At 48.7% G+C, this 14,905-nt stretch carries 21 protein-coding genes, 1 tRNA gene and 1 pseudogene; 7 read left to right on the top strand and 16 right to left on the bottom strand.

The window, feature by feature from the left end; all coding sequences use genetic code 11:
• Positions 1-4: 4 nt before the first annotated feature.
• The 6 genes from CWM58_RS12405 (at position 5) to CWM58_RS29275 (ending at position 5,097) form a co-directional block, all read left to right on the top strand.
• On the top strand, positions 5-757 hold the full coding sequence (locus CWM58_RS12405; protein WP_012541007.1) for an amino acid ABC transporter permease: 753 nt from the start codon (positions 5-7) through the stop codon (positions 755-757).
• A complete protein-coding gene (locus CWM58_RS12400; protein ID WP_100681029.1) occupies positions 747-1,589 on the top strand; it encodes a transporter substrate-binding domain-containing protein in 843 nt (280 codons plus the stop codon). Before CWM58_RS12405 ends, CWM58_RS12400 begins: the two co-directional genes overlap by 11 nt.
• Positions 1,590-1,593: 4 nt before the next feature.
• Positions 1,594-2,133 (top strand): L-2-amino-thiazoline-4-carboxylic acid hydrolase, encoded by a 540-nt coding sequence (locus CWM58_RS12395; protein ID WP_008803992.1) that lies wholly within the window; start codon positions 1,594-1,596, stop codon positions 2,131-2,133.
• Between the two features lie 184 nt (positions 2,134-2,317).
• The gene (locus tag CWM58_RS12385) at positions 2,318-3,106 is read left to right on the top strand and encodes a pyrroline-5-carboxylate reductase family protein (RefSeq protein ID WP_100681027.1); all 789 of its coding nucleotides are present in this window, start codon (positions 2,318-2,320) and stop codon (positions 3,104-3,106) included.
• A gap of 1,166 nt (positions 3,107-4,272) precedes the next feature.
• Complete coding sequence (locus tag CWM58_RS12380; RefSeq protein ID WP_100631098.1) at positions 4,273-4,689, top strand: hypothetical protein; 417 nt, start codon at positions 4,273-4,275, stop codon at positions 4,687-4,689.
• Between the two features lie 3 nt (positions 4,690-4,692).
• Entirely contained in the window at positions 4,693-5,097 is a 405-nt protein-coding gene (locus CWM58_RS29275) for a hypothetical protein (RefSeq protein ID WP_226938670.1), read from the top strand.
• Positions 5,098-5,314: 217 nt separating this feature from the next.
• Here the strand turns inward: CWM58_RS29275 and CWM58_RS12370 are convergent, their stop codons facing one another.
• From CWM58_RS12370 to CWM58_RS28560, 15 genes and pseudogenes are all read right to left on the bottom strand, one after another.
• On the bottom strand, positions 5,315-6,493 hold the full coding sequence (locus tag CWM58_RS12370) for a phage integrase Arm DNA-binding domain-containing protein (protein WP_100631099.1): 1,179 nt from the start codon (positions 6,491-6,493) through the stop codon (positions 5,315-5,317).
• A gap of 2 nt (positions 6,494-6,495) precedes the next feature.
• Positions 6,496-6,705 carry a hypothetical protein gene (locus tag CWM58_RS12365; RefSeq protein ID WP_032422972.1) on the bottom strand — a complete coding sequence of 70 codons (210 nt, stop codon included), beginning with the start codon at positions 6,703-6,705 and terminating at the stop codon, positions 6,496-6,498.
• A 303-nt stretch (positions 6,706-7,008) separates the two neighbouring features.
• Complete coding sequence (locus CWM58_RS12355; RefSeq protein ID WP_100631101.1) at positions 7,009-7,227, bottom strand: hypothetical protein; 219 nt, start codon at positions 7,225-7,227, stop codon at positions 7,009-7,011.
• A complete protein-coding gene (locus CWM58_RS29270) occupies positions 7,220-7,642 on the bottom strand; it encodes a hypothetical protein (RefSeq protein WP_226938669.1) in 423 nt (140 codons plus the stop codon). Before CWM58_RS29270 ends, CWM58_RS12355 begins: the two co-directional genes overlap by 8 nt.
• Positions 7,639-8,058, bottom strand: coding sequence for a hypothetical protein (locus tag CWM58_RS12345; protein ID WP_100681026.1), 420 nt, complete (start codon positions 8,056-8,058; stop codon positions 7,639-7,641). Before CWM58_RS12345 ends, CWM58_RS29270 begins: the two co-directional genes overlap by 4 nt.
• A 3-nt stretch (positions 8,059-8,061) precedes the next feature.
• On the bottom strand, positions 8,062-8,283 hold the full coding sequence (locus tag CWM58_RS12340; protein WP_100681025.1) for a hypothetical protein: 222 nt from the start codon (positions 8,281-8,283) through the stop codon (positions 8,062-8,064).
• Between the two features lie 224 nt (positions 8,284-8,507).
• Positions 8,508-8,669: pseudogene (locus tag CWM58_RS12330) on the bottom strand (ead/Ea22-like family protein); the annotation flags it as partial.
• Between the two features lie 265 nt (positions 8,670-8,934).
• Positions 8,935-9,279 carry a hypothetical protein gene (locus CWM58_RS12325; protein ID WP_100681024.1) on the bottom strand — a complete coding sequence of 115 codons (345 nt, stop codon included), beginning with the start codon at positions 9,277-9,279 and terminating at the stop codon, positions 8,935-8,937.
• Positions 9,276-9,410 carry a hypothetical protein gene (locus tag CWM58_RS29400; RefSeq protein WP_014838114.1) on the bottom strand — a complete coding sequence of 45 codons (135 nt, stop codon included), beginning with the start codon at positions 9,408-9,410 and terminating at the stop codon, positions 9,276-9,278. Before CWM58_RS29400 ends, CWM58_RS12325 begins: the two co-directional genes overlap by 4 nt.
• A complete protein-coding gene (locus CWM58_RS12320; protein ID WP_100681023.1) occupies positions 9,407-10,192 on the bottom strand; it encodes a ParB/RepB/Spo0J family partition protein in 786 nt (261 codons plus the stop codon). Before CWM58_RS12320 ends, CWM58_RS29400 begins: the two co-directional genes overlap by 4 nt.
• Entirely contained in the window at positions 10,185-10,385 is a 201-nt protein-coding gene (locus CWM58_RS12315; RefSeq protein WP_049009155.1) for a hypothetical protein, read from the bottom strand. Before CWM58_RS12315 ends, CWM58_RS12320 begins: the two co-directional genes overlap by 8 nt.
• Positions 10,385-10,912: a hypothetical protein gene (locus CWM58_RS12310; RefSeq protein ID WP_042934058.1), complete on the bottom strand. Its 528-nt coding sequence runs from the start codon at positions 10,910-10,912 to the stop codon at positions 10,385-10,387. Before CWM58_RS12310 ends, CWM58_RS12315 begins: the two co-directional genes overlap by 1 nt.
• Before the next feature lie 135 nt (positions 10,913-11,047).
• Positions 11,048-11,878, bottom strand: coding sequence for a YfdQ family protein (locus CWM58_RS12305; protein ID WP_100681022.1), 831 nt, complete (start codon positions 11,876-11,878; stop codon positions 11,048-11,050).
• 52 nt (positions 11,879-11,930) lie between these two features.
• Positions 11,931-12,302, bottom strand: coding sequence for a hypothetical protein (locus tag CWM58_RS12300; protein WP_020804341.1), 372 nt, complete (start codon positions 12,300-12,302; stop codon positions 11,931-11,933).
• 236 nt (positions 12,303-12,538) lie between these two features.
• Positions 12,539-12,672 (bottom strand) — tRNA-His (locus CWM58_RS28560).
• A 662-nt stretch (positions 12,673-13,334) separates the two neighbouring features.
• On the opposite strand from CWM58_RS28560, the gene CWM58_RS12295 reads away from it, so the two are divergent.
• Positions 13,335-14,216, top strand: a complete 882-nt coding sequence (locus CWM58_RS12295) for a BRCT domain-containing protein (RefSeq protein WP_094285074.1) — start codon at positions 13,335-13,337, stop codon at positions 14,214-14,216.
• On the opposite strand, the gene CWM58_RS12290 is transcribed toward CWM58_RS12295, so the two are convergent.
• A complete protein-coding gene (locus CWM58_RS12290) occupies positions 14,208-14,894 on the bottom strand; it encodes an XRE family transcriptional regulator (RefSeq protein ID WP_032738835.1) in 687 nt (228 codons plus the stop codon). The two genes, CWM58_RS12295 and CWM58_RS12290, sit on opposite strands and share 9 nt — an antisense overlap.
• Positions 14,895-14,905 lie beyond the last annotated feature (11 nt).

The raw sequence follows: 14,905 nt of genomic DNA, 5'->3' as shown, positions 1-14,905 counted from the left end.
TAACATGTTTAGCCTGGCGTTCATTCGGGACAATTTTACGTTTATTTTAAGCGCGCTGCCGGTCACCCTGGTGATAACGTTATTGTCCTTACTCTTTTCCACTCTGCTGGGCGCGGCGCTGGCGTGGGTGATTATTCGTCAGGTTCCCGGCGTTCAATGGGGGGCGAAGGTATTTCTCTCCTTTAGCCGTTCGGTCCCGGTACTGGTGATGCTGTATTTCTTTTTTTACGTCTGGCCGTGGATAGCCGCCGGGCTGTTTGGCGGCCCGCAGGACAATATGTACCACTATAAACTCTCGCCACTGGTGGCGGCGGTCACCGCGCTATCGCTGATTTTCAGCGCGTATTTCGCCGAAACCTTTCGCGCAGGCTGGAACGCGGTTGATAAGGGGCAGCGCGAGGCCGCATGGTCAATTGGGCTAAGCGGGTTCACGCAGTTCCGACGCATTATTTTTCCTCAGGCGGCAGTATCCGCACTGCCGAACTTCACCAGCGTGCTGATCGATCTGATTAAAGACACCTCGCTGGTTTACACCATCACCGTTATTGATCTGATGGCGAAAGCCAATATCGCCGCCGCGCGCGGGTTTCATTTTGTCGAAGCCTATTGCGTCGTGCTGGTGATTTATATCGTGCTGTGCCTGGCAATTGCCAGAGCATTGCGCAGTGTAGAACGGTTTCTGCGCGCCCGCTGGCAAGGAAACGTAAAAAAGAGTGTTCCACGGTTATCATTTTGGGGAAGGTATTTTGAAAAATAAAATTTTACTGGTGAGTGCGCTGGCGTTGGCAATGGGAATTAACGCCGCGCAGGCGGTTGAAAAAAGTCCGAACGCGAAGACGATTGAGGTTGTCGTTAACGCTAACGGTTTTCCCTTTAGCTTTGTTGACGATAACAACAATATTACCGGCTACGATGGCGATCTGTTAAAGGTGCTGGACCAGCGGTTAACCGACTATACGTTTCATTTTAATGCGGTCTCGCGCGACGCGATGATCGTCGGCCTGTCGACCGGCGCGTATACCCTTGCGGCGGATCACTTTTATCTCACCAAAGAGCGGGCGGAAAAATATGACCACTCCGGCGAGCCGACCGGGATCAGCGATTTACGTTTGATTGTACGTAACGATGAGAACGATATTCATAACCTTGGCGATCTCGCCAGCGGTAAGAAAAAACTGGTGCCGATTCACACCTCCGACGCCCGTTATACGGTGATTGAAAACTACAACAAAAAACATCCAGGCCAACAAATTAACCTGCAGCCCAACGGCGAGCAGTCCGCCGCCGATATCTTTAAAGCGGTCGCTTCCGGGGAATACGATGCGGCGATTTATCCCATTGGCGCACTGCTGGCGTTAAATAAGGCGCTAAATCTCAATCTGAAAGCTTCGGATTCCGTCGGCCTGTTTCCTAACGTCTATTTGTATAAAAAAAATACCGACCCGCAGTTGATCAAAGCGATTGATGCGCAGTTGGTTGCCCTGAAAAAAGACGGCACGCTCGCTGAGCTCTCACGGAAATGGTACGCCGAAGATGTGTATGCCCTGCCGGGCGCCAGCGACGTCAAAGTGAATACCGACTGGGAATAAACGCATGACGCAAATAAGCTCGGAACCGGCGCATAACGCCGCCACCTTAAACGATGAGGTGACCCTGGCGCTGCGCGCCATTACTGAAAAACGCGCGGCTACCATCGGTTACCTGTTGGACGAAAGCCGACAACGTCATATCGCGGATGATTTTGCGCGTGAAGCCATACGCCACTATGGCCGCGATATCGGGCATAAGCTGCGTGCGCAAATGCGCGATCGCCAGGATTTGCAGGAGTTTGCCGGGCTGTTTACCCGCGGTCTGGAATCTCAGGTTTATGAGATGGAGCCCGTTAGCGCCAGCCGGGCTGAATTTATCGTCCTGTTTCACTACTGTCCTTACGTTAACTGCTGGCGGCAGCAGGGGCGGGGCGCCAGCGAAATTGAGACACTATGCGATATCTGCATGGAAGGGGATCATGCGTTAACCGACGCGTTTCCGGGGCTGCGTTTAGAGGTGCAGACCGCGCTGGCTCGCGGTGATGCCGCCTGTCGGCTGCGTTTTTACCAGTCAGAGTCGCATGAGGCGGAATGGCAACCTTAAGTGGGGGGCCACATAACCCAGTTTATTAATCAGCCAGAAGCGGCGATACAGGCGCTGTGCAGGCAAAAGCCCACGGTTGGCGGCCAACTGACGGAACGGGGATTCGCGTTGCCGCCCCCGCGCGACAAAGCCGGCGCTTCGGTGTTGGTCACGACGAATAGCGTTTTGAATAAGGAGTAAAACTATGGCAAAGGTCCATTTTATTGGTGCCGGACAGATGACGGAGGCGATTATTCGCGCGTCATTAAGCAACGGTACGCTGCGGGCGGACGCGATCTCGCTGGAGGATATCGACAGCGCGCGAATCGAGGCTCTGCACTCCCGCTATCGGTTGTCGGGCGACGGTGGCTTAAGCGAGGCCTCTTTACTGGTGCTGGGGATCCGTCCGCAGGACGATCTGGCGTCGGTGGCGAGCCGCGTGCGCGCCCAGCTAAACGGCTCAACGACGGTGGTTTCTCTGATCACGGGAGTGACCCTGGAAACGCTGGCCTCCCTGTTTGGTGAGGCAACGCCGATTGCCAGGACGATCCCCAATACTCTGACCGATACCGGATTTGGCTATAGCGGCGTGAGCTTAAACGCCCACGCCAGCGCGGCTGAGATTGAGCCGTTTCTGCGCGGTTTTGGCAAAGTGCTGTATTTGCCAGAGCGGTTGATCGATGTTTTTACCGGTTTTGGCGTCGCGGGGCCGAACTATATTTACTACTTTATTGAGTCGCTTACTGATGCCGGCGTACTGGCGGGGCTGTCGCGGCCTCAGGCGACGGAGGTGGTGCTGGAGAACCTGCTCGGCGCGGTCGAGATGCTGCGCCAAAGCCAGAAGCATCCGCGTCAGCTTCTGGATATCAATAATTCACCGGCGGGAGTCGGGATCCACGCTCTGTATGAGCTGAACAACAGTGATTTTGCCGCAGGCCTTCAGCGCAGCGTACTGGCGGCGGTCAGGCGTACCCGTGAACTGGGGCAGCGCTAAAACCCTTCTTCCCGCGACAGGCCGTGCAGCACCCCGGCGCTTTTCCGGTGGTGCTTTAGAGGTGCGGCTTAAGGCTGCATGAGAGCGGTAGCCCAGCCGGATCGCTAATATCGTCGTGTATTAATCCACGGGGAGCAGATCGCTTTAATTTCGCTATTGGTTAAGGGGCTTGTGTGCCTGGCCTGATCTTGCCCTCCGCATAAGCTTACGCGTAGGCCATTCGACATGTTAGGGGAATATGCCTGAAGATTCCGTTTAAATTCGACGGAAAACAGGCAACAAAAAACCCGCAAACTCAGAGAGAGTGCGGGTTTCTGTAGGGTTACCGGTCGTTAACGAAACTTACCGGTGAATGATTTGGTCGGCACGAGAGGATTTGAACCTCCGACCCCCGACACCCCATGACACCGCTTTCAAAACGCTGAAAGGCCCGCTATTACTGGTGGTGCGGGGTATTCGTATGTATAAACAAACAGTGCTTTTTTTGCAAAATATGCGCTATACACATCAATGAGTTAGGGGGTAGTTTCTCCCCATTATATACAGATGTATTATCTCACTTCAGACTGGTTAGTTTCCCAAGATAGAACACAATCAAACCTGACAATCTGTTTCGACACGTGAACTTATGCTCAAAAGCGGGAAGACTGGCTGAGCTAAGAGCTCCCTATAATGATTTTGAATGTTCAGTCGACTTTTGAAGCACCTATCCACAGATCTACGATTCATAGAGATACTGCATGAAATATAAATTAATCTCGACTTTCTTCTTTAAATATGATAATAAATGTGGGTGGAGGTATGCAAAAAATGAAATGATGGATCTAGATTTAATATTTCTATAATATCCTAATTAAAGGCACTCGTAGCTTAGTATAAGGTATTTATGAACATTGAATATGTTATTTACACTGCGGTTGGGATAATCATTCTAATACTAGCCCTCCTTTCCTTTGGTCGCTTTCTTTGGCGAGTACCTTCTTTAATAGACTCATCAGTATTCAAGGATATAGGTAAGTTTTTATACAGAATTATATGCAAGTCTGGTTTTATGGTGATAGTAGTCATATTTATCACTTACTATATTTGCTCGAGAAGCCCATCTTTAATGAATAAAAATAATTCATCAGAGTCTATTGACTTAAATACCAAAAAAAGGCATGTAGATGAAAAAACAAGTTAAAACTAAACTATCAGGAATGGATGTTGTATTTTCTCAAACACTGGTTGTTCTTGCAGCTAACCCTGAAGTTGAGTTTTATGGAGATTTTAAATTAAGGCTTAAATTTGATACCGATAAAAAAGAGGATGAAAAAGGTGAGATTACACCTCATGTAAAAACCTCCATTAAAAATGGACTAAACATCAATATGTACAATTTTTTCCATGTTGATTCGGGAGTCAATGATGGCGTTAAAACTAGATTTTTTAAGCAAGGTATAAAAACATCTGAAGGTGAAGAAAAAACCTTCATCTATTATTTGTTTTTTGCTACACAATCACTATCTGAAAATAATGATGCTATTCTCTTGACTGTGAACATAACTGCCAAAGAAGAAGCTTCGGACTCGGATGGAGATTGAGTTATGTCTGATGAACAGTACGAACAGTCGGATTACTTGTTTACGACCACAAATGCTTCGCCTAGTAGTAAAAAATCAACAAAAGGTGATTATCAAGATGGTGATATTCCAGTTAGAGTCAGAAATAAGAGTGATGAAAGTATCCCCGATAAAATAGGGAAAGGTGATGATGCCAAAAACAGTGTGGTTTGGCATGTGATAACGTACTCTCTGACTATTTATTCCTGTATTGTAGCAGCATTATTAGTTATTGATGTATTTAGTAATGGTGGTCAATCGGCTTTGAGCATTGTTAAAGACTCTTGGGCTGTTTTTACTCCAATTATTACGTTATCCCTTGGGTATATGTTTGGTAAGAAAGAGGATGATAGCTTCAAAAAAGATTCGTCAACGGAGACTAAATCATAGAGCATTCAGGTGAAAAACCTACTCGCATCAAAATAAATAATTATTTTCCACTAAAGTTGTAACTGTTAAGATGCAGCTTTAGTGGATTTTTTACTATACTAACAGTTGAATTACGTATGTGGTTCCAGCAATAGCCGCTCTGACATAGAGTCGCCTATTAGATTCAGTTTGGTACTTTTCCCTAATAATGCTCAGTTAAGTCTGGGCTAATGCAATTTTATCCTGCTTTAATTTCCCCATGAGGTACGACAACCCAATCGATATGGTTTTGTGTGTAAATCTTGGTCGACTTTGCATCACTGTGTGCCATTCGTCCTTGCGGATCGATGCCTTGCAGATCGAAAAGATGCGCAGCTAGAGCTCGAATTTCGTGAAAGGTTGGTCTCTCGTCCATAGGCATTTTGTTGCATAGACCTAACTTGTCACGTACAGCAGAGAATGATCGGCTTAAGTAATCCGGCGCAACTTGGGTAGGGTGGGAAACCTCTTTACTGCGTTTCACCTGCCGTTCTGGAATTCTATGAACTATAAACGGACTGGCCACACTATCGCGGCTATCATCAATAATCCGCTTTAATTCTTCACCGATCGGGATTGCTACGTGTGATGCCTCTTTCTTTTGCACTTTTTGCCTGTGTATGTAGAGCGTCCCATAGATGCCATTTTCGGGTTGAGCTAACCATACGCAGCCGCAGATTCCGTCTTTAGGTTCACTGATTGAATATCGGATTCGTGACACTTCAAGGCGCGCGTGCGTCGTCTGCAATGCTAAATCCATCGCTGTGCGTAACCAGGGTTCGGCGGCCCGCCGAATGGCTTTAAAGTTATCGAGTGAAAGACGTTGGCGTTTCTTCTCTTCGGTTCTTCGCATTTTTTTGCGTGAAGCAGGGTTATCAAACATCAATGATTCATCGACCGCATACGAGAACAATTTTTTAAGGAAACTAACCTTTCGGTTTTGTACGTTCGCTGATGAATCTGAGTGGAAACGATTTATGTACGCGTTCACATGCTCCAGCTCAATATCGCAAGCAGGTATGATATTAAAAAACTCTTTTACCCTAAGAGCGTCGTTGTTCCAGTCGTCAAGGGTACTTGGCGACGGTCGCTCATTCTCTATTGCTCGCTGCATGATATGATCTACGTGCTCAGCAAATGGTTTAGCCTCGCCAGTAACACCGCCTGATTCTCGGATTAACAATTCAACAGATGGTGCATTTAATGGCCTCATTCTTAGGTTATATTCGCGAGCTATAGCGATCGCCATAGCCCGGTCTTTACCAAGATTTTTCTTCTTCCCCGTTATTAGTGTGAATTTATAAACGCCACGCTCCTTATCAAATAACAAGTATTCTGGAAGATGACGATATTCTCTTTTTCTCGGTCTGGCGGCCATGGTCAACCTTCATTTATTAGCTGAAGAACCGTATGATTTACCATTGAGTCTACTCCCCACTTTTCAGACTCGTAGACGAACACAGTGCCGTCTACAATTTTTCCAGTGAGAAGGCCATTTTCTACCCAACGTTTAATGGTTCTGTTATCTGGAATAGAGTCTTTGGTAAATTCGCGTTTTCCCCATTGACTCGCTTTCATTAGTTTTGCCATGGCTATTTCTCCATAAACCGGCTGCACCCGGTTATCGAACGTTAAAAGAACATGACGAACACCCACCTCGAAGTCCGTCATTACATCTTCTGCATAGCTGGTGGTCTCGATTATCCTTATCTGTTTCGTAAATCTTCATTTTGGCAATAATCAGCTTAGATCCTGGGAGAATCTGTTTGCGAAGGTTTGCAACTTCATCGGCTAATTCCAAAAGGCGGCAATGAAGGTCCTTTGCTTCCTCCTTATACCAAGCTAAATCATCCCTCATACGCCTCCATCGCCGGCGCTTTAATTTACTTGGCATCAGTCATCATCGTCATCATCGTCGTCATCGCAGGATGCGAGCAATGGATTCATTCGCCGCCCTACCTGGCAGGCGTACCCGCGGCGACCGAGGTTGTGTAGCACGCTGTAGATTTCGAATATTTCGGTTCGCTCATCACCAATATCAAGCTCACAGGCCAGCGTGTGGCATTCAGTAGCGAGCGCTGATATCTTCTCAAGCAGTTCAGCCTTATTCACCTTTCACCTCCCTTGGTGTGGCTGAGAAATGCTCAACGCCTTTAGCCCAGATTTCTTTGATAGTCGTCCAGGTGACAGGTACCGTGATTTCAATTCTCCCGCTGCCGTCACAGGTTTCACATTCATCATCACCAAAGCATTCCGGGCAGTTTACGAACTTGGTTTCTGAAAACTCACCTGATAGCGCCCCCTTCGCGCCGTTTTCAGCAGTTAACCTCATTGGCACCAACACGTAACCATCCGGAATTGCCGGAGAGTTGCCGCTTTGCTCCGGGCAGCAATTGGATTGCGCCGGAAAGTTGCCAGCCTTATTCACAAGAATGTCGATAGCTCTCTGCAGGAGCATTGCTTCAGCGAATGATATTCTATGCCCCATCTTCAGCTGATTTCTGAGTAGCAGCAGCTTGTCTTTCATGGCTTACCTCCGCTGAGCATGGCGGCGCGGCAGGCTTTCTCCGCCCACTCCAGATACTTCTCTTTCACCCCTTCATCCAGTCCGCCGCAATCGACGAGATTATCAACCAGTTCGCGAGCCAGTTTTTTGAAATCCGGCATTACCGGCGCTACCGGCGCTGGCTGCGCGTGGCGATAGAGCGTGAGGAACTCTGCATTTTCACCGGCATTCTCTTTGAGGAATGAGAACTTGTTTTCGGTAAGCTCTTGCCAGCCTGTGGTTAAGCCGTTATAGGGATTGCGCTCCCGGTACAATATCACCGGCTCGCTGGCCTTTTCGGCCAGCGCCATACGGGCCAACTCTTTGCTTTCGCCATGCTTCAGGAATCCATCTTCGGCGATTTCCAGGAGGCGTTCTCTGGTTAATTTACTGGTCATTGGTTAATCCCTCACCCAGCCTTTGGATGTACTGCGGATTTTTCCCGCTTTACGTAGCGCCTGAAGCCGGCGATCGAGAATGCGGAAAGGTTCAGGTTTATTTTCATCGTTTGCGATACGTCTGCATTCTTCTGCTACATCCCTGACGTACAGACTGGAAAATGGCGTTGGGTGTGCATCAATTTTGCTCATTATTTTTAAGTCGAGTAATTCATATTTGGTCATTGGTTGGCTCCCCGAAATAGAATTGCCTGCTGAAAACCGATTAAGAACCACAGCCCATCAGCGCGCTGGCTCATTTCGTACCAGTCCTCTTTGTTGAGGTCTGAAACGAGGTTGTCACCACAAATGCAAATATCGGCACCGCGTGGTTCTGAGTCGTATATGGCACCTGGAGTAAACCAGTCAGGTTTGGTCGAGCTAACGCAAAGCATTCTTGCAACAGCCATCTACTCAGCCTCCCACTTGATGCCCTTCGCGGTCAGCTCAGCCTTAACGTCTTGGCTATAGTTAAAAACTCCATCAGACCATACGTATCTGTCTCCAGACACAATCTGCCGTAAGTCTGGCAGCTTCACGGTGCGGGACTCCAGCTCGGCGATGCGCTGGCGGTAATCAACCACCATTCGACGCACTCCTTCAAGCGGCGTGACATCACCGCCGTCTGGAGGGTCCATGTACTCAGCGCCGGGAGGAAGGAGCTTGCAAAGTTCTTCGTCTACCTGCTGCGCCTTCTCCAGCGCCTCAATGAGTTGATCAGTGTATTGCTCAACTTCAACAGCCAATTGGTGCAATTCATCGTTAGATGCATAGGCAATGAGCCTGGATAAACGGTGAATGTTTGCGTTTTTTTGTACGCTAGTCAGCTCGGTGATATCAGTCATTCCAGGCCTCCAGCTCGTTCTCTATTTCTTCGTCGATCTCGTCGTTGGTAGCTTCTTCATTAAGATGGTCGCGGGCTTCTTTGAGATACACTTCGCGACGCTTCCGGTACCATTCTGAGAACTCAGGAGTCCAGCCCTGTAGGGAGCAGTCAAAGTCAACTTTGGCGTTGCGTTCAGCCATGTTCTCGACCATGCTGTAAGCTGTGGTGAGCGCTGCCTCGCGGATAAATCCACGTAGATCACGTTTACGCCAATATGGATTCACCTTTGATTCGCAGAGAGGTTTAAACTCAACTTCCCAGCGGCGGATGCAACGTGCGTTCAGTGATTTACTCATGCTGTCACCCATTCAATAACCATGCAGATACCCCAGGTCACGACGAAAACAGCGACCCAACCGGCAATATCGATCACAGCTGCGAACCAGAGCAGGGCGCGCCGGCTATAATTTTCAGGTTCAAAGTTCATTGCGCCTCCCCAAGCACCCAGCGCAGAGCCTCGGCATATTCGCCGCTGGCATCTTCGAGTGCTTTTGTAATTTCCTTGCGTGATTTGATACGCGGCTTTGCTTCACCAAGAACCTGGCGCTGTCGCCGGGCTTTTTCATGGCCCGTGGTGCCGGCGGTCGCTGTCTCGATCTGCCTGACCTTCTCCCGTTGCTCTTCGGGTTTAAGCGATGCCAACTGACGTGCCTGGGTAACGGTGATCGTTCCGGACTCCACTGCATCGCGAACAGCTTGGGTGGCATCCAGCAGTGACAGAGTTGCGCGTACGGTCTGGACACTCACGCCAAACATCAGCGCTAAATCATCCTCATCGTGCCCGCGCTCCAGCGCATCAGCCATTTTCTTTGCTCGGCCTAGCGGCGTATCTGCCTGGCGGATTTCGTTAGCACTTACCATCGCCTGCGCCATGCGAATGGCAGAGCCACGTTTAGGGACCCCGGGAACCAGTAACGGTTCTTTTCCTGCTTTCGACAGCCGCTTGTTAGCTTCCAGTGTATGGCGCACACGCTGGCGACCATCAACTACACAAGACAGCCCTGTCTCCGGGTCTTTCCAGACGATAATCGGCTCAAGAACGCCCTGGTCCATGATGTTCAGCACCATTGCCTCGCTGATAGGCAGGTGGATACGTTCATCGTAAAGCGGGTGCGTTTTGTCGGTAACCAGGTGCAGTTTTTCAGGTTCAAACGTTAATACATTCGTTTTGCCACTGGCGCCGTATACAAGCTTTGAGTCTTTAGCCATAGTTTTTCACCCCATTCAGGCCTGCCAACACTGCAGCCTGCGCTGTGTTTTGGTCCATTGCTTCGGTAAGGGCGATGAACGTTACATCCAGCCGTGAAGCGATATTGCGCATTAACTCTGCTTTTTCCGGTGGTAGATCGGGTGCCGCAGCGTAAGCTGCAGCGACCAGTTCTTTAACTTTCATATGTGCCATTAGCGCCGCTCCATCAGCTGGTGGAAGCGGTTCATGAACATCCCGTAGGCCTGGCCTGGGCGAACCGGATTAATGACGAATTGATCCGTCGGAATAATGCCTTCGAGCATGGGCCAGACAGTGCCGTCGTCGATCTCAAAGTCACGACGTTCGCTGGCCAACATCACCAGGTCGGCATATTTAACGGTCGGGTGCTGCTCAGCCGGCAGGCCGAATTTCTGACGTATTGCTGCATCAACCCGAGTCTCTATTGCGCGATAGTCAGGTAAGAGGTGTTTAAGCGGAGCCGGGATATCCTGCAGGTAAGCCTCGGCAGCATCGTGGAGAAGTGCCTCAAGTGCGAACTCCTGCGGTACGAGCAGGCTGGATAAAACGCTGTGCTGTCCAACGCTGTAGAACTCTGGCAGGTGGCCGGCAAATCGGCAGATATGCGAGAGGGCGGTTGCAATATCCTCTATCTCGATCGCGTCTTGCTGGATATCGAGATAATTAAAGTGTTTGCCTGAAAGGGTTTGAATAAAGCTCATTATTTTCTCCATACGTTACGCCTGCACAGCGCTGTTATTTGGGTGTAGAAATCCCTCGCCATAAGGCGATAAATAAAAGGATTACGCTTCAATAAATCCCCGCAGCAGCGGAGATTTAAGGCTGAGCAATCAGGCTTAGGCTTTGAATGTACCGATGAAGGCCTCGACCGGCTTACCGTCGAACTTACCGATCAACAGGTCGCGGAACTCATTGGCGATCGCTTCTTCCTGGGCTTCCAACTGGACGATACGCAGGACGAATACCGGATCATTACTTTTCAGCAGGCTGTTGCGCAGGCTGAATGCACGTTCTCCGAGTCCTTCATACGGCACACATTTGAACTCGAACGCCACCGGCATCACGTCTTTACTGCTGGCTTCGATACTCTGCATCAGCGACTTTTTGCCACTGAAATCACCATCTTCATGATCGGAGGCATTAGTTTGCTGGATGGTGACGCGGCGAACTGCCTGCGCGGCCTGGGCGATTTTCATCGTGTTACCCTCGGCATCGAATGCAATCAGGTAATCACTCCAGTCTTCCAGCCATTCGGCGATTTGCTTCTGGTTAAGGTGATCCCCGTTGATCGACAGCAGTGCGCGGAATGGGGCTGTTTTCTTCAGCTTGATCGAGGCGACGTTATCAGCGTGCCCGGGATTATCCAGCGTACCGATGTTGAAGATAGAACGCGCCAGCATGTTATCGGCATCAATAAAGCAACGGGCTTTTTCGTCTTCTTTGGCGTAGCCTGAGGAATAACGCACAAAGTCGTCGATGCTTGTGGTTTCCATCGCACCACGGAAACGAAAGCGCTCCGAGGAGAAGCGTTCGAGGCTTTCGATACCCGTGCCAGCTGGGAGGACAGCTGTTGGGCATGCCAGTCGCTGGATATCTTCCATGTAGTAACCGGAAAGCACCAGGTCCTGAACTTGCTTAATTGCGCTGCCATCTAATTGTTGAGACATAAAATTTCCTTAAAGAAAAATGTAGTTAAACTAAAAACGCATCAGTCACGGCCTATGGCGCCGTCCGCAGCTTTGCATCCGGATCCCCACCCAGAGTAAACAGGTTGCCCTGGTCTTCCTGCAGGATGGTCAGCTTGCCGCCGCGGTTAACAAACATCGGCGTTTCTGTCGTGTCTTCTTCAGAAACTTTCCCGCGAGGGGTAGGGGTGATGTACTGCAGCTTGTGTTTGATCATGACTCGCTTTTCTTCGATCGAATTGCCCATGCGATCGATGTCGAAAGTCAGTACTACTTTGCCTTTGCTGCCATTGTTCAAAACGCCCAGTGCGGCGGTATTGAGCGCCCCGGCGATCTTGTTGATGAACACGCCAGCATCCAATTCGCCCAGGAAATCTGGAACATTGGTCATGCGATCATTGCTCATAGCACTACCTCTTTGTTAGGGCGGCTGCCACCGCCGACGGTTTCTCCATACACAACACAGAAGAGCATCTGCGGTTGACAGCCGCCCGGGTGGATTGGGTTATGAGCCCGTCGCCCGGTGATGCTCTTGTGTCTTGTGTAAAAAGGGCGGTACCAGAAACAAAGGGAAACTGGCACCGCCAAAACTTCACACAGCTTTCGTTACAGGTACTACGGGTTACCACGCTGGCTACGTGATGGGGTTGTGGCGCCAGGACTCGAACCCGGATAACGTCTGGCCAGCCGCATGAGATACGCTAGGTTATGATCCTTGCGCAGCGCTCAACTCCTCCATCTGGAGGCGCTCTAACCAATTGAGCTACATCCACAACGGTAAGAGCACTGCCGCCACCCCTTACGGGATAATCCGTCTGTATGCCTGGCGGTAGGGCGTTTCCTGGCATCTTCAGTGCTCTTTCCTGTTGTGTCCCGGGCTCTTCCCGGGCGTCACACCTTTTCGCCGCGCTGGTGGGGCGCACGTCGTGCCTGAAACACTTAGCTTGCACATTCTTCCGGAATTCCTGAGAGCGCATGGATAAAGGTAACTCTCTGGCGGCTAACGCTGCATGTGCCATACAGCGGTTGCGAAAATTGCCGTTCACAACTGGAAGCGCACTCCTTCAGTTACAAACCGATCCCCACGACCGATGGAAGATGGAATGCGCTTTCATGTTGTGTTAACTCAGGTGTCTTCGGGCGGGGCGCCGGCGACCAACCGGCACAACCCTTACAGTATTAATCCAGGTTTACTGGATCCCCGACGCCATGGGTTAAACGGCTACTGTATGTCTGGTGAGTTTCTGTAGCTGGTGGTCAATCCAGCTCCGCACCCCCTCCCGAAGACACCTACTTTCTTTTAGCAAGTTGTAATGCTGTATATCAAATCAACAACTTTAAGGTGTAATTTAGTTGTGGATATGGACCGTGTCAACAACTTTATGTGGTTTGATTGTGATACGACCGAATGCAAAGATGTTCAAAAAAAGGAGGCTGTATGGAAGATAAGCTCTATGTATTTAACTACACACACAATAGAAATAAGATTTTTGCCAATCTAATCAGCATCATAGATGGGATTCTTGCAGATGGATACGTACGGGATGAAGAAGTGCTATATCTCGATACTTGGCTACTTGAAGCCAACCAGACCATTAGAAATGGTATGATCAAAAGTCTAAGCACAAGGGTATCTAAAATACTGGCCGATGGGGTTGTTTCTGATGATGAGCGCAGTGAGTTAAAGAAACATCTTAATGATATACAAAAACAAATACTTGATATACCCGATGTGGATTTATTCTCCAATGAGTCAGATCTGCATCTATTGAATGGTCTTTGCAAAGGCTTAATCTCAGATCGAACATTAAGTGAAGAAGAGGTGAGATACCTTGACTGGTGGTTAACGCAGAACGGGGCGTTAAAAAGTAATTACCCGGGAAAGGAATTATACGCTTTAGTAAAAGAGATCCTGAGTGATGGGATAATCACAGCCGAAGAAAGTGAAAATCTACACAAGGCTCTGGTGGATTTTACCGGTTGCGACCTTACAAGCGGCGTCGTAGATGGTCTTGCCACTAAATTACCATTAGACAATGCAGCTGAAGTATCTGTTGAAAATAAGATTTTTTGCTTAACGGGCATCTTTTTGGCAGGCAAGAGAGCCCATGTTGAAGACTTAATTAAAAGAAATAATGGCCTAATTGCCAGCGGTATCACAAAGAAAATTGATTTTCTTGTAATTGGTACACTTTCCTCACGAGACTGGAAATTCTCCAGTCACGGAAGGAAAATTGAAAAAGCAGTTTCGTATAGAGATAATGAGGGAGCTAAGTTGAAGATCATTTCAGAAGAAATGCTTTTCGATGCACTACCATGATCGAGAAGACCAGAATACGCGGCCAATAACGTGGATTCTGGCTCTTCTTTCATCAAAGTTGAGTACTTCATCCGGGTACTCTTCTTTGTTAAAACTTCTCAGTATTAAGCCTCCATCGGGTTGGCTAATTAGTACTTTAACCCGAAGTAAAACCCCATCTCTAACAGCGTATAAATCGCCATCTCTGATCGGTTTCGACTGTGATATGTCAATTGCTACATGATCACCATTATTCAACACCGGTAAAAGGCTGTTGCCCCATATTTTTACTATTCTTGCGTTAGCAGGACTTACACCAGCCTTTCTAAGATCGAAACGACGAAGAGGGAAAGAATCGACAATTGATTCCACAATTTCGGCCTCACATCCATTGCCAGCAGAAAGCTCAATGTCGAGTATTGGGATATTGGCAAACACTTCTGGATCAAGTTTGGCTTCTTCAAGCTCCTCAACTATAAAATCAGAAATAGAACCATTTTCCTCAATTCCGAGTTGTAGCCATTTTTGAGATACATCTAGAGCCTTCGCTATCTCTTTGATCTTTCTTGGTTGAAGCGTATCGCCATTTTCAATTTTAGCCACAGATTGTTGTGAAAGGCCGATTAGGTCAGCTAACTGAGCTTGGCTCATTCCCTTCTTCTCTCTGGCTATTTTTAGTCTTTCAGCAAGTGTATTCACAACTTTATCCC

Origin of the sequence: Klebsiella sp. H-Nf2 (assembly GCF_002806645.1) — a bacterium.
Classification (GTDB): Bacteria; Pseudomonadota; Gammaproteobacteria; order Enterobacterales; family Enterobacteriaceae; genus Klebsiella; species Klebsiella variicola.
Note: the sequence above shows the minus strand (reverse complement) of the source record. Positions and strands in the feature narration are given on the sequence as shown.